This window comes from Sporosarcina sp. P13, from assembly GCF_002743055.1.
Classification (GTDB): domain Bacteria; phylum Bacillota; class Bacilli; order Bacillales_A; family Planococcaceae; genus Sporosarcina.
Genome location: NZ_PDYM01000034.1, coordinates 1 through 20,705, shown reverse-complemented (window position 1 = coordinate 20,705; position 20,705 = coordinate 1). Strand labels below are relative to the sequence as shown.

The window sequence follows — 20,705 nt, the reverse complement described above, 5'->3', positions numbered from 1 at the left end:
AATTATCATTTACACCTATCAATAAAAAAGACGAATCTATTATCGATTCGTCTTGAAATCAATTTAATTTCCCATTACTTTTAACCCAAAATAGATCCTTGTAGCCAATTGTCCATTAAATCGACCCGATCCTGTTTTTAAATCTATATCACTTAAAGACTCAATCTTTTCAATACGATAACGTAGACCTGCAATTGATAGATGTAAATCATCAGCTGTTTGTTGAAGGTTACCGTTATTATCTAAATAAGATTTCAGTGTAATAAGTAGACTACCTGAATTTTCTTCATCATATTCAACTAGGGTACCAATTGTTTTCATATAAAAATTTAGTAGTTCCTCATGATCGGTACCTTTTAAGAACATCATAATTCCTTCAAAATCCTTGTAAGTTGCCTGTCTACTGCTTACTGGATAAGTTAACTGAACAAAATCACAAATTCGCTTAGCATCAATATAACTTTCCCGTAACTTATAGACAGATTCTACTAAACGTCCAGAACCTATATGTAAAATGACATCCGGTATACTCTTTTTAATTTCATTCAACAGTTTAACAGATATATCTTCAATATTTTGATCTTCAATCTTTGTAACAATGACGACAATAAAATTATCTTTTAAAAATAAATCAAATGTGGGATATTTGTTCGTCAAAAAACGTAATACCCTATCTTTCATCTTTTGCGGTATCACTTTAATGGCAATAATACGATGAGGTTCATTAATATTAAATCCAAAAATTGACGCCTGTCTATTTAAAATACTTTCATCCATAATTTTGTTATCAATCATTTCATCAAAAAAATCTTCTCTCTTACTCCAAAGTGATTCCGTTAACTTGCGTTGATGGTACATTTGAATTGTAAAAACCATTAAAGCACGATTAATAATCATTTGTTCTCTTTGATTTAACTTCTGTTTTCCAATGACCATTAGATTACCAAGTGTCACCTTATTATTTTTGATCAAAAATGATTCAAAAAACAAACCATTTTGTCGATTTGTTATGACGCCACTTGCTTTCAATTTCTTATACGCTAACTGCTCTTCTTCACTTTCAAAATGCGATGAATACACTTCATCGTAATGATCAATAACGATACTGCGACCAAGAACATTACCGATCGCATGTGTAATTTCATTAATATCTTTATCCTCTAAAAATAGTTCTGTCAACTGATTTTGAACTTTCTCAGATTCAATAATATTTTCATTTAACTGTTCAATTTCAGAATATATATCATCTATTACGGACTGCATTGACTCGCTTTGATAATAACGTAAGTCTGTTAAATGTGCTTGATCACAATGCGCTACCGTTTCAGCGACAAAATAACACTCTGCGTCTCCTTTGCCACGGCAATACTTCTCATACACTACTACTTCCTGACCAAATGCACTCGTTAAATAGCCACTTGCATAACCTATTAGTGTCCAGCAAATCGCTTCATTTCCTACTTCATTTTCAGATATGTGATTCGTAAATTCAAAAGAATTTTTCCAGTATCCCGTAAAATATAAATGATCATCGTTAATTTCCAATATGTCGGGCTCTACAGTAACAATTCCCTCTAAAGTATGCATGACCGTACCTGACACCATCAGTTCCTCTATAGATTCCCAAGCATACTTTTTTTTAATCGACTCAGCAGCCCGCATACCACAAGCCCAGCCATAACGCATTAAAAATCCTTTTGCACGTTCTTTACCAAGTGTATTAATTAAATCACTACGCAATATTCCAAGTGCCTCTACAGAAATTAAGCCCATTCTCTTATCATGAAGTTTAATAATCCCCGTACGAGGATTGATATCAATTAAGTTTTGCAACAATAACTGATTTGCTTTCATAAATATATCTCCTTCCATCTTAAAAACATCTAAGTTACTAAGAATATTATTTTTCACACACTATATTTACTGTAGTGAAACAAACACGGTATGTAATCGCTTTCAAAAAAGTTGTAAAAAAACCTCTTTTATCATTAAGAAAAAATGGTGATGTATTGTTTTTGCATACATCACCATTTTTCACTAATCATTTAATATTTTCAACGACAACAGAAATTCCTTGGCCTACACCTATACACATAGAAGCCAACCCTAGCTTCGCATCCCTTTTTTTCATCTCATAAATGAGAGTCGTTAAAATTCGCGTCCCACTTGCCCCAAGTGGATGCCCTAATGCAATTGCGCCGCCGTTTACATTTACTTTTTCAATATCTAAGTCAAGTTGCTTCACACATTCCAAAGATTGTGAGGCAAATGCTTCATTAATTTCCACCAAATCAAAATCGGCAGCTGTAATATTGTGTTTTTCCATCAACTTCTTCGTTGAATAAATCGGACCAAGTCCCATGACAGAAGGAGCCAATCCAGCTGTCGCAGAACCTACGAATTTAACGAGCGGTGTTAAATTAAGCTCCTTGGCCATTTCAGCACTCATTAACAAAACACCTGAAGCACCGTCATTTATACCACTCGCATTTCCTGCCGTAACAGTACCATCGTTGAATAAAGGACGTAATTTGCTTAACTTCTCTATTGTTGTATCAGGACGTGGGTGTTCATCTGTATCTATGATTGTTTCTACACCTTTACGATCCTTAATCGTTACTGGAATGATTTCATCTTTAAATCGACCCGACTCCATCGCTTTCTTTGCCAGCTGTTGACTTCGATACGCGAAAGCATCTTGGTCTGTCCGTGAAATATTGCATTGCAATGCGACGTTTTCTGCAGTTTGTGGCATTGTTTCCGTACCGTACATACGATCCAGTTCGGGGTTTTTAAAACGCCAGCCCATCGTCGTATCAACCAACCCTATATCTCCGCGTGGATAATCACTTTCAGGCTTGCCCATTACAAAAGGTGCACGTGTCATACTTTCCGTTCCCCCTGCAATAATCACGTCACATTCGCCCGATAAAATAGAACGCGCGCCTAAACTTACAGCATCTAAACTAGAACCACATAGACGGTTTACAGTTGTACCACTCACATTCTCAGGTAATCCTGCGAGTAGTAAAGACATTCTAGCTACATTACGATTATCTTCTCCTGCACCGTTGGCATTCCCCATAATGACATCATCAATAAGTTCAGGAGAAATTTCAGGATTCCGTTCGACTAATGCTTTAATAACAAGTGCTGCCAAATCATCTGGACGGACAGACTTGAATTGTCCCTTATATCTACCAATTGGTGTTCGAACTGCATCAACGATAACGACTTCACGTTTCATACTTTCCCCTCCTGTAATAATTCATTACAAATGGTATAAAACGCAGTTGTATTAGCTTGTACATCTTCTATCGTGCTATCACCCATTAATTCAACTAGTTCGTAATGCTCCCCTTGCCATTTAAATACCGCCAAGTCTGTGATAATCGTCTCAGCTACACGTTCAGATGTAATTGGGAATGTACATTCATCAACAAGTTTAGGTCTTCCGTCATTTGCCACATGATTCGTTGTAATAATAATCTTTTTCGCACCTTCGAGTAAATCCATTGCACCACCAACACCGATAATATCTTTTCCTGGTATTGCCCAGTTCGCAATTCTTCCTTTTGAGTCAATTTGCAAAGCACCGAGAATTGCAACGTCAATGTGTCCCCCACGAATCATCGCAAAAGAATCAGCACTACTAAAATAAGAAGCACCCAGTGCCTCTCCAACAGGTAGTTTACCAGCATTGACAATAAGCGGATCGATAGCATCTTCCTCAACAGATGTAACACCTAATAGGCCATTTTCTGTATGTAAAGTGTATAACTTATCATCAATATAATTTGCAACCAATGTCGGAATTCCGATTCCCAAATTAACAAACGAATGAGGTTCAAGTTCATCGGCAGCGCGTTTTGCTATTAGCTCTCTACTATTACCCAATATTCTTCACTCCATCCTTTGTTAATGTCAATTCGCTTTTTACTATCGCATCCACATATAAATGTGGTGTAGCTATTTCATCTGGAGATAGTTCTCCTACGTCAACGATTTCATCTACTTCTGCAATGACATAAGCCGCTGCCGTTGCCATATTAGGATTGAAATTTCTAGCCGTTTTATAATAAACTAAATTACCTAATCGATCCGCTTTCCAAGCTTTTATAATCGCTACATCAGCTTTTAACGCCTCTTGCAACAGATAAGTTTCACCATTGATTTCCTTTGTTTCTTTCCCTTTTGCTAAATTAGTACCTACAGCCGTTTTCGTATAAAAACCACCGATCCCCGCTCCCCCTGCCCTAATCGCTTCAGATAGTGTCCCTTGTGGTAATAGTTCTAACTCAAGTTTCCCTTCATTATAATACTTTGCAACATCACGATTACTTGTAAAATAAGAGCCAATTGCCTTCTTTAACTTCCCCTGTCTCAATAAAATGCCGAGTCCTTCTCCAGCTTCCCCAACATTATTACTAATGACTGTCAGTCCAGAAACATCATGTTTAGTTAAATGTTCAATGATTGATAGCGGACTTCCAACTAAACCAAACCCACCAACCATCAAAGTTTGGTCAGACTTAACATGTTTAAGCGCTTCATCAATGGACAATTGTATGTCTAAATGCATCTCTTCACCTCTTCATCATTTTTCAAGTAGAGCCAATATAGATTGCTCGACCACTGGTTGTTGTTCGAACATGAGCGTGTAATGATTTGCCGGAACTTCAATACTTGTTAAATTTTCCGCTGTCGCAATCGTTTCATTATAAGTCTCTCTTGTGAACAATGAATCTTTCTGCCCTAACCTTCCATATGCAATCACAAGCAAAATTGGACAAGTCACTTTTTGAAAAACTTCACTTGGCTTGAAATCATAAAAACTATTAAAGTCTTTTTCCATTACTGATGCTTCCGATTTATGTCGATAATCATTTGCTGTTTTTTTCACTTCATAACGCGTAATCCCTTCAACAACTTCATCCCATTGAACATGTAACGAATCATAAATAGCTTTCGTTTGCGCGACATAATCATCTTCTGATTCATACTCTTTTTCCAATCGGCTTAATGATGGAATAATCAATTCACGCTGACGTTCTTCAGTTGTTCCCGCACCATCTAGCAAAATTAGCGCCGCCACATCGATTTCACTGGCCACCTGCGCGCAAATATAAGCGCCCATTGAGTACCCCATTAAAATAGGTCGATCAATGCCCCTTTTTTTAATGAAGGCTTTTAAATCTTCGGCATGTCGAAACAAAGAAGTTTGTTCATCGGCCGGACTACTATTTCCTCTTCCACGCAAATCGTAACTAATGAATCGATAATCCTTATCCAGCAATCTTCTATAATGATAAAACGTCTTATGATTACCCGTTAGTCCGTGAATCGCAATGATTGTACCTTTTTTTCCAGGCGTATCACATACTGCAAGTTTTACATTTTCATGAATGCTAACATCTTTTAACATCTAAAAATCCTCCTCTTAATCCACTTGATAGACAGAGTACTTTACCCCTGTAGGTAAACGTTGACCTGTTGAGATAAAGACTCTTTTATTCATCCATTCATATTTCTCTGAGCCCGTTTCAAATATCGGATTAGTACGGAAATAATACTCCTCAACGTTCACTTCTTCGCCACGATCTAGACGAGCTAATACTTCATTAGGACCTGTACGAATACCACGGTAAGACATCATGATTAGTTCCTCATCATCTGTTTCTAGTAAAATACGTACGTCTTGAATAATCGTTCCATCTTCACGAACAGTGATCCAATCATCACCGCCCGGAACAACTTTTCCTTTTATTTCGCCACCGCCAAAATGGCCACCTTCTACTCGAATAATACGTCTTGTGCCAATAGGTGTTGTACCAGGTAAGTGGGCTTTCTCTACAACTAATTCTAGATCAAATAAGAAAGTAAGTTGTGGTGCTTCAAAATACGCCATTTGTAACTTCCTCCTTCTTTCTTCTATATTTTTCTATTTTCACTTCATCTAATTCCACACCTAATCCTGCTCCGTTAGGAATAATCACTTTACCTTCTTTAAATTCAAGCGGATTTTTCACTAGATCGTCGGCAAGCCACGGCGGACCAAATGTTTCACAGCCATATTCCAAATTACGTATTGTACCGAATGCATGAACACTTGCTGCTGAACCTATTGAACTTTCAAGAGATGTACCACCAAAACAAGCTATACCTGCAGATTCCGCAATGGCTGCAATTTTCAAGGTATTCCGCATACCGCCTGATTTATGAATTTTAAGAGAGAAAATATCAGCAGCTTTTTCTTGGACAAGTCTTTGCGCATCTTGAATCGTTGCGACACTTTCATCTGCCATTACAGGTACCTTTTTCATACTTACAAGCTTCGCTGCTCCTTCAAAATCGAGTGGTGAAAGTGGTTGTTCTAAGAAATCGACTCCTGCATCGCTTAGTCGTTCCATCCATCGAACAGCCGTAAGTTTATCCCATGAACCGTTTGGATCGATACCAATTGTTGAGATTCCTCTTAAACCTTCAGCAATTTTAATTGCCCGCTTTGCATCATCTGCAGGTTGAAATTTACCCGCTTTGATTTTGAAATCTTTGTACTGTTTATTGTCGACGAGTTCTTTTGCTTCTGCAATATCACCATCTGCATCTCCAGTCGCAAGTGCCCATTTCACATCTATTTTGTCTTGGAATAATCCACCTAACAATTGATGGACAGGTGCGTTGTATATTTTACCGACGACATCAAAGAGTGCCATTTCCACCGTTGCTTTCGCAAACGGATTCGCACGTACATGACGGTCAAATAATTGTAGTAACTGCTCAATATTTCTAGGATCTTGACCAATAAGTAATGGTTTTAAATACTGCTCAATGACTAGTTGCATTGTCTCTACACTTTCTCCGTTCCACCAAATTCCCGGTGTCGTTCCTTCTCCAATACCTATAAGTCCGTTTTCTAATTCTACTTGGATTACTACAAAACTTTTCGTCGATACAATTTCTGTTGAAAATTGATGGGCTCTTTTAATTGGCACATCTACAATTACTGAATGAATTTGTTTAATCATCGTTTTCATTTTATAATCTCCTTTTATAAAAAATACTATTGCTAAATGCCATCCCAGTGTGTACGATATACGTACAACTATTACATATATCGTACACACTATTATAATCATGAAAGTAGGTAGAATGTCAATGAAATATTCTAACAATTCCATTAAAGATGCCGATTTCATTCAGTCATTAGAGCGCGGGTTACTTGTTATCCAAGCTTTCTCGAATGAAAATCCGACACTTACAGTAAGTGAGGCGGCTAAAATTACAACTTTGAGTAGACCTACTGTGCGCAGAATATTGCTCACGCTAGAAAGTTTAGGATTTGCGGAATCTACTGATGGACATTTCTCCTTAACTGCCCGCGTATTATCCCTTGGTTATGCATATATATCTTCCAAAAACATTTGGGATATCGCACATCCTCATATGCGAAACCTTGCTGAACAAACTGGTGAATCTACTTCTATCTCAGTTTTAGATGGAGCAGAAATTGTCTATGTTGCAAGAATCCCCATGAAAAGGATTATGATGATTTCCTTGGATGTTGGCACAAGACTACCCGCATATGCAACCTCCATGGGGCAAGTATTACTCGCCCACTTATCCCCATCTGAACAGGATATTTATTTTAATTCCGTAAACTTCAAATCATTCACAGAAAGAACAGTGGGGAGTCAATCACAATTAATAGAAAGGCTTACTCAAATTAAGAAAGACGGATGGGCATTTGTTGAACAACAGCTAGAAGAAGGACTTAGTTCATTGGCAGCCCCCATCCGAAATAATGAAGGTAAAGTAATTGCAGCTATCAATATTTCCTCACATGCAGATCGCATTAACAAGGAAATGCTTAAAGACAACTTTCTTCCACTGTTATTACAAACTGCTGAGAAGATTAGTATGGATCTATCCAAATCACATCGTGTTGTGAGGCTATAAAAAAGGATTCACTTGGTCGTGTAAACCAAGTGAATCCTTTTTCTCTATTTCCATAGTGTATTGTGCATATCTGTTAGTGCAAAATCAACCATAAAATAGCCGCCTGTGCAATTGAAAAGATCGGCAAAGACGGCTATTTGCCATGGATTTATTATTGTTATCTATTGATAATACATCATGGATTTTTCTTAATCATTGAAATGCCCTCTAATCCGAAGCAATTCGCGGTTATGATCTTTATTTTTCTCGAATGCTGCCCTACCATGTAACCAAAATAAATTATTTAACGCCACAAGATTACCAACAGGCAAATCAAGTTCTTCGATATTATCATCTTTTTCCATTGATTCCGATAATCCCCTTAGGTATTTTGCTTGTTCGATTGATTCCGGATATACGAATTGATCGAAGAAACAAATACAGGCTTTATCATTTTGTTTGAAAAACGTAGGGCGGTGTACTTCCTGATCTACATTCTTACTTTTTGGTGCCTTGTAGTGGAATTTGTAGCTAGCCAATGGATGATTTGCATAGTTTTCAAACTCCCTCCAGTCATCTGGATGTAACAAGCGTGATTCTCCACCAACTGCATTTTCCTCAAACATTTTATGCATAATTAACCAGTCAGTCGGTTCATCTGCAAATGTTCCATCTGTATGCAATGTAAACAGACGATATGCTTGGCGTAAGTAGGCATCACTATTATCAGTATCTTTTACTTCGAAGCGTGCATAATATTTACCTGACATGGAGTCATGGTTTGGCGTTCCAATAATATGTGAAATGGCTGTTGAGAAAATCACGAATTCATCTGAATCCTCCGTTACACTTTCTAAACCAAGAGTATAACCACCAGTATCTCGGTCATGGATAATCCCTCTTAAAATGACACCAAACTCTTCCCCTAACTCATCTAATAAATAGGATGCCACCATTCGTCTTTCGAGTGGAGTATACTCTAATCTTTCAACCGATTGATTATCCCCACGAACCTTATTCAAAAATTTTCCGAGCGCATCTTTTTCAAGGTAAGCGTCAAATAGTGAACACATTCTAATAGAAGATAATTCGTGAGATACTCCTCCCATAGAACATATTTTGGGAGGTATTTATTTGAAAAGAAAAGAAAAAGAAGCATACTGGTCTGCAAAGATCGATGAATATCAAAACAGTGGACTAGCACTTTCTGAATGGTGTGAAACCGCAGAGGTTGCCGTTCACAATATGAAGTATTGGCTAAGGAAACAGTCACCAGTTAATCATATCGCACTTCAGGAGACCAGTTGGGTCTCCTGCGTAGTGGAAGAATCGATAGAGAACCCAATTTCCTTGAAAGTAAATCATGTGGATATCGAGGTGACGAGCGGCTATGATGAAACTCTGTTACTTCAAGTGATCCAGACGCTACGTCAGATATGATGAATGGTCGCGCCGTTGGGCGCGTCTATCTGGCTACTGGTCCGACAGATCTTCGGAAGTCGATTGACGGACTAGCTGTCATTGTCCAAGAGCTGTTCCAACTTGATCCTTTCTCCAAAGCACTTTTTGTCTTCTGTAATCGAAAGAGAGACAAACTCAAAATTCTATTCTGGGATCACAATGGATTCTGGCTCTATTATCGAAGGCTGGAGAAAGGGCTGTTCGATTGGCCAGATCTTGAGTCTGTTCAACCACTTTCCATTTCGAGTCGACAGTTGAACTGGCTCCTCGATGGATTACCGTTGAACCAACGTGACGCGCACCCTTCAGTCTCTGCGAAAAAAGTAATTTGAGTCTACTTCTCAGATTAATTTTATGCTATTATTATTCCTATGAGAAAACCAGACAAGAAAACCCAACTTACAATTGAAGAGCTCGAGAAGAAGAACGAACAACTTGAGCAAGAGAAGAAAAAGCTTGAGGCTCAGATGGAATGGTACAAGCAACAGTTCACTCTACTCCAACAGAAACGCTTCGGAACTTCTAGTGAGAAGACAAACAAGGACCAGTTTGAACTACCATTATTCAATGAGGCAGAAGTTTCTTCAGCGATCCTTCTTGCAGAACCGACGCTTGAGACGATTAGCTATACACGCCAAAAGAAGACCGGACGTGCTGACAAGTTGAAAGATCTGCCGGTCGAGACGATTCACTATGACCTCTCTGATTCAGAGAAGGTCTGTTTAGAATGCGATCATTCGATGCACGAGATGAGCACACAGATACGCAAAGAACTGAAGATCATCCCAGCGCAAGTGACAGTTGTCGAACATGTGCAGCATATCTACAGCTGCCGTCATTGTGAAGAACATGCGATCAAAACTCCTATAAAGAAGGCTGAGATGCCGAACCCAGTGATCCCTAAGGGATTAGCGTCCCCATCGGCCATTGCACACGTGATGACGCAGAAGTTTGCTGATGGGCTTCCTCTTTATCGACAAGAGAAACAACTCGAACGGATGGGCATTCCTTTGAATCGACAGACGCTATCCAACTGGATGCTTTCGAGTACGACGCGATGGCTCAAGCCCTTCTATGATGAACTCTATCGTCGTCTTCGTGAAGAAGAGGTGCTCCATGCGGACGAAACTGTCCTGCAAGTTCTTGACGAACCAGGGAAAAGAGCAGAATCAAAATCCTATATGTGGCTATATCGGACAGGTAGAGACTCTAAGACACCGATTGTGCTCTTTGATTATCAAGCAAGTCGTGCCAAAGAGAATCCGCAAAAGTTTTTAAATGGCTACCAAGGTTATCTCCATGTGGATGGCTATGCAGCCTACGAGTCTATTCAAAACGTGGAGCTCGCTGGCTGTTGGGCTCATGCGCGCCGGAAATTTGATGAGGCACTCAAGGCATTAAAAGGTGCGCCAGCTGGTGCAGGTCGAATGACAGTCGCTAAAAAGGGACTTAATTTCTGCAACCGATTGTTCGCAATTGAACGCAAGATGAAAGATAAAACGCCTGAAGAACGACTTGAAATAAGGAAAAACGACAGTCAGCCTGTGCTGGATGCTTTTTTGATATGGCTAAAAGAACAAAAGGAAGTTGTCGCTCCAAAGACGGCAACTGGAACTGCCATCTCCTATACGCTAAAACAATGGCCTAAATTGAGGACATTTATGAAAGATGGTCGTATAGAGATCGACAATAACCGAGCAGAGCGATCAATAAAGCCTTTCGTAATCGGTAGAAAAGCCTGGCTTTTCGCAGTTTCCACAAGGGGTGCGACTTCAAGTGCAATCGCCTATAGTCTCGTAGAGACTGCAAAAGAGAATGGTGTGAATCCCTTCTTCTACTTGCAGTTCCTTTTCGAAGAACTTCCTCAACGCAATCTTGAAAAAATCGCGGAGTTTGAAGACTTAATGCCTTGGTCGAAGACCTTACCAAAGAATTGTTATATCCAGTCAAAGAAATAGAAAACGCCCCGAAGAATCTTTATGATCGATTCTTTGGGGCATTTTCTTTTATATGAAACAACGTGTTCATTTTTTGACGCTTACATTATTAATTAATCCCTTTAATTCATCAATACCTAACACATCATCTTTTCTACGATGTACCATCCGATGACAATTTGCACATAAAGGAACTAAATCCGTATCGGGATTAATCTCCGCTGCTTCTTTTAAAGCACTTAGAGGTTTAACATGGTGTACTTCTATAAAGTCTTTGCCACGTTCACCATACATTTCTTCAAAGTTAAAATCACAAACACAACAGTTTAGTCCAAATTTCTTGATTGCTCTCTTTCTATTTCTGGAATCTCGCTCATAGCGTTTACCGTAATAATATTTAACATGCCCTTCAATTCCATGACCATCTTAAGCTAGTTCTGCTCCAAGATCCAATTCAATAGTGCTTCTTAAACCATTGTCATCCAATAACTTTAATAGTTGGATTGCATCTTTATAAGACTCCCCGTTGACTTAAAGGATTTTAATCACTTCACCCAATTCTTCCCCTCGAAAGATCCCACGATAGTCCGCCTTCATCCCTATGTAATACAGTATATTTGCTGAACTGCGTACTTTTGTTTTTCCATCCGTTAACCCAAGGACATTAATATCTAACCATCTATGTGTTTTATTATTAAACAAGTGTTCAAAAATCACCCTAGCTTTCAGTTCGTCTGGATAAAAGTTAAATCCCCTAATTCTTCCGTTAGGCGGCAAAGCATTGAAACGATTATCGATAGTTTGTGGCGTTAAAGGAATTTTACTGTACCATAGCTGACGTAAATGGCTTCCATGATCTTCACTCAGTAGATAATTTGTATTTTGGCGCAACCTTAAGATAAGTAGTTCTGATAATATTTCATGTTCTTGAAGCTCTAAGCGATTCAAACCAACTATCTCTACTTCAAAAACTTCAAGTTTAACAGCCAGATATGTTTCTCCTCTAACATCTTCATACCAATATTCTAGAGATTCATCGTCATTCGTATACTCTTGCGGTATAGAAACAACAATACTCCTTGCAATGATACCACCACTAAATTTGCTATCGCCATCTGAACGCCAAATATATACTTCATCGCCAACACAAATATCTTTTTCAAAATGCTCTTGTCTGATTGACCACTAGATAATTTGGTTTTCTAATAAATAAGCATCAACAGTAAACTTTTTTGGGTTACCTTGAAATATCCATGTCTTCATTAACTCTGATTCCCCCAGAACAAGTTATCCGCTTCGAAGTTTGACCAGGCTAAAGAAGGTGATAGCGGTAGCTGAAGTGCATGATAAATTTGTTCTCCATTTTCAATAAATAATGTTTTCACTTGCTTATCATTAGTTGGAATCCGCTTATTTTTCAATAGGACTATTCGTTTGATAATCCCAGGGGCTACGAATGCAAATCCTTGTGGATCAAAAACTTTTTCATGCTTCCCCAAATGATATTGCCCATTAATCTTTCCAGCATTTTTCGGTCCATTTAAATCTAAATATAACACCTCCAAATAAGTACGTAGAGATAAATCATAACTCTCCAATCTATAAAGATGCTCCGCCATTCTAAGTGTTGTGTTTCGATACAAGCCCCATTGGTTATTGTTAGCGTGTTCTAAACGTTCTTCTATAAGCAAGTGCCACTCTATGTCACTAGTACTCGGTTCTTTCCCCCAACTTTTTTCAAGACTCTTTTTCATCTTCTCAAAGTTCTTCTTTTCCTTTATTAACTCTTCGTATGTCCCATTTTTCTTAGCCCAAGCGATATCTATATTTTCCGCCTGTTCTTCTGTAACAGCAACCCGAGTTTTGTCTAATTCATTATCAAATGGTAAAGTTCTAACATAGATGTTCCTCTTGCAGTCGGGACAAGCCCTTTTTCGAGATAGCGGTTTATCAAATTGAAATCCACAATAAGGACATGTTGACTCTTCAAGCTTAGTCATACCTTCTTGCATATCCATTTCCTTGCTATTTGTAAATCTCGTTCCCACAAACTGTTGCTGTTTTATATTTGAACCGTCATTAGCTACTGCACTTTTATTTAAGCCGAATAATTGTTTTAATACTTGAAAGAAACCCATTTCCTTCCTCCTTGTTTTTTTGTGCTGTGTGGATACACCTACTACCGCCCTTTAGCTAGGAACGGAAGTATGTAAATGTGGTAATTACCCCCGCCAGATACACTGTATTTAATTATTCCGCCCCAACCTAGATGAGGGAAGTTATTTTATATCAGTGAGGCTGACAGACACTACACTCACAGACATACTCTGGTAAACTCCAATCTCTTATGATTTCATGCCTGCTTGACTTCATAAAAAGATCTTGATTTTGGATATTAAATATCGGATTACATAAATCTATCATAATAAACTCAACTTGCTTCCTATTTAGCGTATCAAGTTTATAAAACACAATCCTCTCAATCATATGTGAGTAAGGAGTCCCTGACAAATGACCCAACATTCTTGTCTTAAAGTCTGCCGTTTCACCTATATAAATAAGATTCCCCTTTTTATCGTATAGAATGTAGACACATTCAACATTCTTGTATTGATTTAGCAAAAATCCGTGCCAGTTTTCTCTCATATCATGTCCCATAGAAGTATCCTCTCCTAGTATTCATGCTTTTTTCTAAGTTAATATGAAACGATATAAATTACAATACAAGTCACCTTAAACCCTCTCTCCAACAGTCTATATAACGTTCCAGTTCCAATCGATAACGTCTTACATATGTATCTTACAGACTTACCTTCTTGATACCACTCAATAGCTTGGATGGCTTTCTTTGACTTATTACCATGTAACGTAACCTCTAATTTTCAACCTTTAGATTTTCCTTCTTTTCTTAGTAATCCCGATTCTCTCTGGCGTTGTAGGGTTAACCCTCTCTCTCCCTGTGACAAGTTGGCAAAGATATTCAGCAACTTCTCACTAGATTGGACACAACAAGATATCTCATGCACAAGTAGCACATCACCTTCTCGTAACTCCGATAGCACCTGTTGCGGTTCGGTATGTGCTTTATTCTCGCCATGCTTCTTGAAAAACACTGTATAGTGAGCCATCTCCACCAATTTCCTGTATCGTTTGAGTAGCTTATCAATGCCTTCTGATACATCTACATGTTCGATAATGACGTTTTGAAAGCCAAAACTTCCGATGTATAACATGGTTGCATCTAGTTGGGGTTCGTTATGTTTGCCGTTTATCTAGTTGGACATCTCTTTTGAGTTGCTTAATGTTACTACCAATAACGCTCTCGAATACAACCCAAAAAGCATCGGTTTATAGCACCGATGCTCAATTTCCGAATACGTTTCACATATGAATTAATGTCTACCGCTTCACATATCCCAAAACCAGTATTCAATTCCTTATTGAACTAAACCAGCACCCGTTAGTTCTTTAAGATACAAATATCCTGCCCTCTTTATTATTTTTCTGAGGGAATGAGGTCCTTCAACCATCGTAAAAATACTTTCTCCGTATTTTCATTTACGTCTAACTGAATCCAGCGTTTGTCTTTCGGTATTCGCTTATACCAATCTAGTTCTCTCATGTCAAAAAATTGTCCATTATCATCACCGTAATCTTCCATGAAAAGTACCTTTTTTTCGCCATTATCTAAATAAAAACAATAACCTTCATATTTTACCCCTCGAACCCAAACAATGAGATGTTCGTGATTTACCTTACATAAGCACATATTTCCGTTTAAAGCTTTGAAGGTGTTTAAGAATTTAGATAAATATTCTTTCTTCACTGGAATGACAGGAACAGCGTCAAGCGGTTCTCTATATGTGAGACCCGTATGTCGTTCCTCTATCATTACATCAAAATAATTATCTTCTTGAAAGTCTTCCATGTTCATATCTCTTAAATAGTATTGACCGTACTTATTTAGGATTTTCCTAATATGTTTAAATGGAGGTAATACTTCACCGTATAAAAGCATAACTTTTTTTCCCATAAAACCTTCTAACACACTCATTTCTGTTCATTATTTGCTTTCAATCATTATAAGCCCAACCATTTAATGCTATTCTTCTAAGTAATCAGATTTTAAAAAAGGATTAACTCTAATTTCCCTTAAAAAGTATTTTATTGATGTATGCTTATTTAAGTATTCTCGTTTAGGAATTAACACTTCCCTTTTCAAACGCTCGTGTAGTTCCTTGTCAATTTCAAAAGTTGAGTAAGCATATTTTCCACTATTTTCTTCTTCAATCCGAATTAAAAATGAAATGATATATTCATACATACTAGGGAAATCACTTTCAATTTGCTGGTGATGCTCTATGAATGCCTTAATAAACTCTTCCAAATAAGATTCTCTATCTAAAAACGGAAAACTACAACAGCTATACCAGTTTCCTAAATACACTGTAAATACAGCAATCGCATAGCGACGTGTTTCCTTATCTGAAGCACCAAAATAATTGTAATATGCTTCTTTTTCAAAGCTTTGACCTGTATCAAAATAGCCGATTTCGATTCCTTCGAGTCCTCTTTTCACTTTTTCAATAATCTCATTTGACACGAAGATATTCCCCCAATCAAAGAATCAATTATTCCCTTGATATTACCATAAAACATCATCTCTTTATTGCACTAACCTGCTTCGTTAGTTGAAGAAGAAAATTAACACAATCCTCAAATAAAGCCTATCATTTCAATGGAAACAGAAGTTGCCGCCTCTTTCCACGCACCAATGACCTACTATTCAGCATATACAGTTCCCCTTATAATTGCAGTATAAATCTATTGCACAGTGATCATTGTATATAAAAAATTCGAGATAGAACTATTGAGAAACTTAATGGTGAAATCGTTAAGAATAGCTATCCATCAATAAAATATGACCTATCCTTAAATTTAATCTCAAATAATTTCTGCCCTTTTGAGACTCCTCTTCGCTCTTGTTAAAGTGCTTCGACTTATCCCCGTAATCTTTTCCACTTCAGTAAATGATTCTGTTTCCAGTAACTTCATGGCATGGTCTATTTGCTTTTTAGTGAACTTCTTCGGGCGTCCTTCTTTGAAGTTTGGATTCAACTTCGCAACAGCTTTCCCTTCTGCCAAACGTTCAACGATCATATCACGTTCAAACTCCGCAAATCCAGATAATATAGTCAGCATTAATCTGCCGTACTTAGTATCTTCTACAATACCCATGTTAATGATGTGTACCCTAACGCCTTTTCGCATTAATTCTTTAATAAGGGAAATACCATCTTCTGCTGTTCGTGCAAATCGGTCTAGCTTAGTTACCGTCAAGGTATCGCCTGCTTCTAGTTTTCCAATTAGCCTTTGGAACTCTTTTCTATCTTTCGATGTTCCTGTAAACTTTTCAGAATAGATGGTAGTACAGTGACCTTTTTCTTTTAGTTCTTCAATCTGCCCTTCTAAGTCTTGCGATGTACCCGATACCCTTGCATATCCGTAAATTGTCATGATATTTCCCCTTCACTTATGGTCATTAGTTATGACTACGATAATAAGTTGAATCTACCACATTCGCATTCTATGGTCAATACTGTTAAGTTGTGACTACACCATTATATTATTAGGGTTAATACGATAGAGTATTGTCAATATCATGCTTAAAGGATCTCATTATGAATAGGAAAATTGTAGATGAAAAAAAAACCGAGCATCTTTCAGCTCGGTTTCCTTACTTTACTATGGTGAGGAGTTGGGGGCAGCTAATTCATATTGAAGCCTAATAAAAGAAAAGTTTCATTAGCTTCTGTTACCTTAAACAGGAAGTGAAGAATATCCATCACATTGACTTTGATCCACTAAAAAGCACAGTTTACCGAGCTTCATTAAAACTGATCCGTTATGCTAATGATAATTATCGTTCTAAATGAATCGAAGAACGAGCAACTTTCAAGGAGGAACGAAGCCGTTGTAACGGGGTGGTCATCCCAAAAGAAAGGGTTAGCAGCCCGTCATTCGTTCGTTCCTCACTCATTCCTCCCCGCTGTGTTAACTTTGCATAGCCTAATCTCCGCTTTGCTACGATTAGTCTAGTGCAAAAGTCAACACTTATAAATCATTCTGTATTTTTTTCAAATCCAATCTCTTCTCGTCAATTTATTTCTTATATAGGGCGATTGACGAGATGCTATTCCTGTGTGAATCCAGCTTTTTTCACGATAACTGTACGTCCTATTTCAATATGCCCCTGTTTAACATGGTTTGCAATAAGCTCATGCTTTAAATCTCTTGAAAAGTTACTACTCTGTAAACCCAACGCTTCACAAATCGTTTTCTTTGTTATCACATCACCTATTGCACAATCGTTTTGTATATACTCCAAAATTCTTAAGGCTTTTTCGTCTTTTGAAGATAAGGTTGTTCTTACGGCAACGTTATTGTTTAAGGTCAAGACATCAGTTAATCGATTAAACTTGCTAACAAAAGTCTGTACGACATCCTCGTCAGACGTATAAATGAGATATGAAGCCTTCGGTTCTTGATTTCGTTGTATTCTGCGGGCGGCTTGATAAAAGTCCGCAGCTAAAAATGCCTTTCTAACTAACTCTAGTTTATCGTCCGCAAACCTTCCAGATTTCAGATCAATTACTCGAGGGAATATACTTACGTCTAAATTTGGACTGTATTGAACTGACTGAAGCAAATAAACAGGTAATGGTAAATTATGCGTGCCTAGCAGCAAGCATATATCATAGTCTTTGTAAGTGTTTTTACCTACAATATTGCCGTACCAATCTATAGCTGCATCTGAATGTGTAGCGTTAGTATCTTCATCATCAGTCGGGGTATAAACATTATCACCAAAAACCTGCTTCATTGCGTTAAGAAACTCTGAAGAATTTTCTTTATGACATACCAGTAGCGCTTTCTTTTTGTTTTGGATACCTTTTAATCTGCCCTTCACGTCGTTAATAACATACTCGAGATTCTTCTTTAAATTGCTTTTACTCGTATTAACATTCATATATCCTACATTTGATTTGGAATGATCAATACACAATCTCGTCTCAACAACTTTGAACTGCTTGGGTATGTTATATAATGGGCTAATGTCGGCAGCTGCATCAAGGATAATATTGTTTTTAAGCTTACGGAATCGCATAGACTTTTCCATTAAATACAAGGTGTCATTATGGATTAGCCCTTCGCTTGTATCCGAGTGTAAAATCTCTAAGGATTTAATCATTTGTTTATATCTACTTGTTCTTTTATATCCTGTGCTGTATGATCTCCCCCACTCCTTGAAATCCTTGAGTGCATCTTCACTAAACTTTTTCTGAAACGTAACTATGCTGTTATATTTCCCTGCCTTATAGATCTCATCTAGCCTCTCCAACAGCGGCGTACAACACTTATCAAACAACAGTTGTCCCTCATATAGATGTATGTCTTTCCTCATATCATTGTACTCCGCTCGACCAAACGTCATGATCGGAAACTGAATTTGTTCATCAATTATTAATGTATCTCTATCACCGAAATAATGATTCAGCTCTCTGTCACATGATTCAATATACCTTTGATGTGTGATCACTAATACCATGCAGCCTTTAATTTTATCAACACTATAATTTGCTACATTTTCTGAAGTTAAACCTATAACAGAGTAATCTCCATACATTTCCAACATTTCACATTGTTTAAGATGTTCAACTGTCTCATAAACATCACTTTTAAATTTTTTAACGATAAGGAACTTCTTGATATTATCCTTTAATGCAAATTCATCAAAGTACGCTACAATGGAGTTATTTACATGTGTACTTTTACCAAGACCCGCTTCCCATGCAAAGACATGAAATCTATCAGCATCATTCGTTCCGTTCCTTACCGCATCCCCAAGTCGTTCTTTCATTTCATTTAATAATGTTAAATCCAATGCACGTACATCCTTTTCTTGTTATTGTCCCACTTAAATCTAATATAGTTTGAACAAGGTACTACAATCGGGTGGCTTTTAAGATATTATGCGCTTGCGAACCCAGTATTATTACATTGCTCCTATAGGATTTATTAATTTTTATTCATAACCCCGCCGCACATAATGATAAGGAGCTGCTGCTCAGGCAGGCAGTACTTAGATGTCCCCTGCGGTAATAGCTTTGAACGGCTTACTTTAAGTAGTGCATGTAACTCGATTTTACAAAGCGCAATTTTGTTCTCCCACATCGATATTAAGCCGCATGTACTCTTTGTAGTGACCTAATCGGCATGATATTGTAACAGCTAGACCGCTGTATAATTATTGCATACATGTACTAATCCTAAGATGTAAAGCAAGAGAATCATTTTTTAACCGAAAGTGAGAAGATAATAATAGCAAAAACAATTAAAGATTCAATGGCGGCAGCACTAGCACTGTTAATTCAAAATGAAATCATCACTTTAGATGAACTAGAAAATGCCAAATCCCAAGCATTGGAAAGTATATTCGAATTATGGGCATCGAAATTCGATGATCATCGATGTGGTTGACTCGCACTTCATCAATACTAAGGAGCGCATACGAAAAAGCTTATCGTGGTAAGTATTATGAAAGCTGGCAAATTGGTGTTTATGTTTACTTGAGAAGGGCATATTATCCGCCTCGTGTCGGGAATTCTGGCACAGTGTCGGTGTGAAGTTAGGTACTCTCCACAAAGCATCCAATAAATATGGTATAGAAGTTGCAGAGCCATCTCCGAAAAGATAATAACCATTGTCCATCCATTTCCAAATATGATTAAATGTAATATTTCCCTTTTTTTAGTGGAGAGCTAAATGATGTTATCAGTCGATAATGCCCTGTGCCGAAGCATGGCGGATTTACTCCGCCTACGCTAAAGCAAGGGCATGGAAGCTTTGCCGAGGGATGGATGCAATCCAAAAATGGTGTAGCCACAAAATACCTCGACCACTATTTGAGTCGGTTTCAATTCCTCAACATTCTAATACATCGAAGTGATGACGGTTCAGTAAAATGATAATTGACAGTTATCTATTCTCAAAAAATGGAACTAATGATAAGCTTAGATTACCAATCGTGATAAGATTGATTGCCTTCTTCAACTAACGGGGCAGGTTAGTTGAACAAGGAAGAATATAATTAATACCTAGGCATATTCAGATAAAATGAATATGCCTAGGTATTTTTTGAAAATCTTGTAACGTTTTCTTATTTCGTTAGTTATTTAGGTTCTATAATATTTGTTGGGGTATGCGTACAATTTGCATAAAAAAATACACGTGATCACCGATTTCTTTTATACTTGAATTGTCTAGAAACAAGTAAAAGTGAAAGGTGATACGTGCATATGAATTTTA

The 20,705-nt window shown here is 37.6% G+C and carries 21 protein-coding genes and 1 pseudogene; 5 read left to right on the top strand and 17 right to left on the bottom strand.

All coding sequences use genetic code 11. From position 1 onward, the window contains the following. Positions 1 to 63: 63 nt before the first annotated feature. From CSV79_RS13220 to CSV79_RS13190, 7 genes are all read right to left on the bottom strand, one after another. Positions 64 to 1,854 (bottom strand): XylR N-terminal domain-containing protein, encoded by a 1,791-nt coding sequence (locus CSV79_RS13220; RefSeq protein ID WP_099689536.1) that lies wholly within the window; start codon positions 1,852 to 1,854, stop codon positions 64 to 66. A 187-nt stretch (positions 1,855 to 2,041) separates the two neighbouring features. Then, positions 2,042 to 3,247, bottom strand: a complete 1,206-nt coding sequence (locus CSV79_RS13215; protein ID WP_099689535.1) for a thiolase family protein — start codon at positions 3,245 to 3,247, stop codon at positions 2,042 to 2,044. Next, positions 3,244 to 3,897 carry a 3-oxoacid CoA-transferase subunit B gene (locus CSV79_RS13210; protein WP_099689534.1) on the bottom strand — a complete coding sequence of 218 codons (654 nt, stop codon included), beginning with the start codon at positions 3,895 to 3,897 and terminating at the stop codon, positions 3,244 to 3,246. Before CSV79_RS13210 ends, CSV79_RS13215 begins: the two co-directional genes overlap by 4 nt. Continuing rightward, positions 3,890 to 4,582, bottom strand: coding sequence for a CoA transferase subunit A (locus tag CSV79_RS13205; RefSeq protein ID WP_099689533.1), 693 nt, complete (start codon positions 4,580 to 4,582; stop codon positions 3,890 to 3,892). Before CSV79_RS13205 ends, CSV79_RS13210 begins: the two co-directional genes overlap by 8 nt. 15 nt (positions 4,583 to 4,597) lie before the next feature. After that, positions 4,598 to 5,425, bottom strand: coding sequence for an alpha/beta fold hydrolase (locus CSV79_RS13200; protein WP_099689532.1), 828 nt, complete (start codon positions 5,423 to 5,425; stop codon positions 4,598 to 4,600). A 15-nt stretch (positions 5,426 to 5,440) separates the two neighbouring features. Further along, positions 5,441 to 5,908 (bottom strand): DUF3237 domain-containing protein, encoded by a 468-nt coding sequence (locus CSV79_RS13195; protein WP_099689531.1) that lies wholly within the window; start codon positions 5,906 to 5,908, stop codon positions 5,441 to 5,443. Further along, a complete protein-coding gene (locus CSV79_RS13190) occupies positions 5,895 to 7,037 on the bottom strand; it encodes a muconate/chloromuconate family cycloisomerase (RefSeq protein WP_158232542.1) in 1,143 nt (380 codons plus the stop codon). The genes CSV79_RS13195 and CSV79_RS13190 overlap by 14 nt, the downstream gene beginning before the upstream one ends. Before the next feature lie 121 nt (positions 7,038 to 7,158). Between CSV79_RS13190 and CSV79_RS13185 the strand changes: the two genes are divergently transcribed. Continuing rightward, positions 7,159 to 7,959, top strand: coding sequence for an IclR family transcriptional regulator domain-containing protein (locus CSV79_RS13185; protein WP_099689529.1), 801 nt, complete (start codon positions 7,159 to 7,161; stop codon positions 7,957 to 7,959). Between the two features lie 188 nt (positions 7,960 to 8,147). Here the strand turns inward: CSV79_RS13185 and glaH are convergent, their stop codons facing one another. Further along, a complete protein-coding gene (gene glaH / locus CSV79_RS13180) occupies positions 8,148 to 9,011 on the bottom strand; it encodes a glutarate dioxygenase GlaH (RefSeq protein ID WP_369824986.1) in 864 nt (287 codons plus the stop codon). 61 nt (positions 9,012 to 9,072) lie between these two features. Here glaH and tnpA point away from each other — a divergent pair, with 61 nt between their 5' ends. The 3 genes from tnpA to tnpC are packed head-to-tail and all read left to right on the top strand — an operon-like array spanning position 9,073 to position 11,357. After that, positions 9,073 to 9,378 carry an IS66 family insertion sequence element accessory protein TnpA gene (tnpA, locus tag CSV79_RS13175; protein WP_099689527.1) on the top strand — a complete coding sequence of 102 codons (306 nt, stop codon included), beginning with the start codon at positions 9,073 to 9,075 and terminating at the stop codon, positions 9,376 to 9,378. Next, the gene (tnpB, locus tag CSV79_RS17450; RefSeq protein ID WP_143560581.1) at positions 9,375 to 9,731 is read left to right on the top strand and encodes an IS66 family insertion sequence element accessory protein TnpB; all 357 of its coding nucleotides are present in this window, start codon (positions 9,375 to 9,377) and stop codon (positions 9,729 to 9,731) included. Before tnpA ends, tnpB begins: the two co-directional genes overlap by 4 nt. Positions 9,732 to 9,770: 39 nt before the next feature. Beyond that, entirely contained in the window at positions 9,771 to 11,357 is a 1,587-nt protein-coding gene (tnpC, locus tag CSV79_RS13165) for an IS66 family transposase (RefSeq protein ID WP_099689526.1), read from the top strand. Between the two features lie 66 nt (positions 11,358 to 11,423). On the opposite strand, the gene CSV79_RS17165 is transcribed toward tnpC, so the two are convergent. From CSV79_RS17165 to CSV79_RS13120, 9 genes are all read right to left on the bottom strand, one after another. Then, positions 11,424 to 11,681, bottom strand: coding sequence for an HNH endonuclease (locus tag CSV79_RS17165; RefSeq protein WP_255407452.1), 258 nt, complete (start codon positions 11,679 to 11,681; stop codon positions 11,424 to 11,426). 186 nt (positions 11,682 to 11,867) lie between these two features. Further along, entirely contained in the window at positions 11,868 to 12,284 is a 417-nt protein-coding gene (locus tag CSV79_RS13155) for a hypothetical protein (RefSeq protein ID WP_099689524.1), read from the bottom strand. A gap of 314 nt (positions 12,285 to 12,598) precedes the next feature. Then, positions 12,599 to 13,474 (bottom strand): hypothetical protein, encoded by an 876-nt coding sequence (locus CSV79_RS13150; RefSeq protein ID WP_099689523.1) that lies wholly within the window; start codon positions 13,472 to 13,474, stop codon positions 12,599 to 12,601. Between the two features lie 151 nt (positions 13,475 to 13,625). Then, a complete protein-coding gene (locus CSV79_RS17445; protein WP_369824985.1) occupies positions 13,626 to 13,982 on the bottom strand; it encodes a GIY-YIG nuclease family protein in 357 nt (118 codons plus the stop codon). A gap of 236 nt (positions 13,983 to 14,218) precedes the next feature. Next, a complete protein-coding gene (locus CSV79_RS17160; protein ID WP_233201451.1) occupies positions 14,219 to 14,569 on the bottom strand; it encodes a hypothetical protein in 351 nt (116 codons plus the stop codon). Between the two features lie 263 nt (positions 14,570 to 14,832). Continuing rightward, a complete protein-coding gene (locus CSV79_RS13135) occupies positions 14,833 to 15,369 on the bottom strand; it encodes a hypothetical protein (protein WP_099689521.1) in 537 nt (178 codons plus the stop codon). Positions 15,370 to 15,438: 69 nt separating this feature from the next. Then, on the bottom strand, positions 15,439 to 15,939 hold the full coding sequence (locus CSV79_RS13130; protein ID WP_099689520.1) for a hypothetical protein: 501 nt from the start codon (positions 15,937 to 15,939) through the stop codon (positions 15,439 to 15,441). 341 nt (positions 15,940 to 16,280) lie between these two features. Further along, a complete protein-coding gene (locus CSV79_RS13125; RefSeq protein ID WP_099689519.1) occupies positions 16,281 to 16,853 on the bottom strand; it encodes a recombinase family protein in 573 nt (190 codons plus the stop codon). 676 nt (positions 16,854 to 17,529) lie between these two features. Beyond that, positions 17,530 to 19,281, bottom strand: a complete 1,752-nt coding sequence (locus CSV79_RS13120) for a hypothetical protein (RefSeq protein ID WP_099689518.1) — start codon at positions 19,279 to 19,281, stop codon at positions 17,530 to 17,532. A 906-nt stretch (positions 19,282 to 20,187) separates the two neighbouring features. Here CSV79_RS13120 and CSV79_RS17155 point away from each other — a divergent pair. Then, positions 20,188 to 20,454 (top strand): annotated as a pseudogene (locus CSV79_RS17155) (hypothetical protein); the annotation flags it as partial. Positions 20,455 to 20,705 lie beyond the last annotated feature (251 nt).

Bases quoted from the DNA above. Each gene is read 5' to 3' on its own strand.
- CSV79_RS13220 (WP_099689536.1), bottom strand. From the start codon at position 1,854: ATGAAAGCAAATCAGTTATTGTTGCAAAACTTAATTGATATCAATCCT.
- CSV79_RS13215 (WP_099689535.1), bottom strand. From the start codon at position 3,247: ATGAAACGTGAAGTCGTTATCGTTGATGCAGTTCGAACACCAATTGGT.
- CSV79_RS13205 (WP_099689533.1), bottom strand. From the start codon at position 4,582: ATGCATTTAGACATACAATTGTCCATTGATGAAGCGCTTAAACATGTT.
- CSV79_RS13200 (WP_099689532.1), bottom strand. From the start codon at position 5,425: ATGTTAAAAGATGTTAGCATTCATGAAAATGTAAAACTTGCAGTATGT.
- CSV79_RS13195 (WP_099689531.1), bottom strand. From the start codon at position 5,908: ATGGCGTATTTTGAAGCACCACAACTTACTTTCTTATTTGATCTAGAA.
- CSV79_RS13190 (WP_158232542.1), bottom strand. From the start codon at position 7,037: ATGAAAACGATGATTAAACAAATTCATTCAGTAATTGTAGATGTGCCA.
- CSV79_RS13185 (WP_099689529.1), top strand. From the start codon at position 7,159: ATGAAATATTCTAACAATTCCATTAAAGATGCCGATTTCATTCAGTCA.
- glaH (WP_369824986.1), bottom strand. From the start codon at position 9,011: ATGTGTTCACTATTTGACGCTTACCTTGAAAAAGATGCGCTCGGAAAA.
- tnpB (WP_143560581.1), top strand. From the start codon at position 9,375: ATGATGAATGGTCGCGCCGTTGGGCGCGTCTATCTGGCTACTGGTCCG.
- tnpC (WP_099689526.1), top strand. From the start codon at position 9,771: ATGAGAAAACCAGACAAGAAAACCCAACTTACAATTGAAGAGCTCGAG.
- CSV79_RS13150 (WP_099689523.1), bottom strand. From the start codon at position 13,474: ATGGGTTTCTTTCAAGTATTAAAACAATTATTCGGCTTAAATAAAAGT.
- CSV79_RS17445 (WP_369824985.1), bottom strand. From the start codon at position 13,982: ATGAGAGAAAACTGGCACGGATTTTTGCTAAATCAATACAAGAATGTT.
- CSV79_RS17160 (WP_233201451.1), bottom strand. From the start codon at position 14,569: ATGTTATACATCGGAAGTTTTGGCTTTCAAAACGTCATTATCGAACAT.
- CSV79_RS13135 (WP_099689521.1), bottom strand. From the start codon at position 15,369: ATGGGAAAAAAAGTTATGCTTTTATACGGTGAAGTATTACCTCCATTT.
- CSV79_RS13125 (WP_099689519.1), bottom strand. From the start codon at position 16,853: ATGACAATTTACGGATATGCAAGGGTATCGGGTACATCGCAAGACTTA.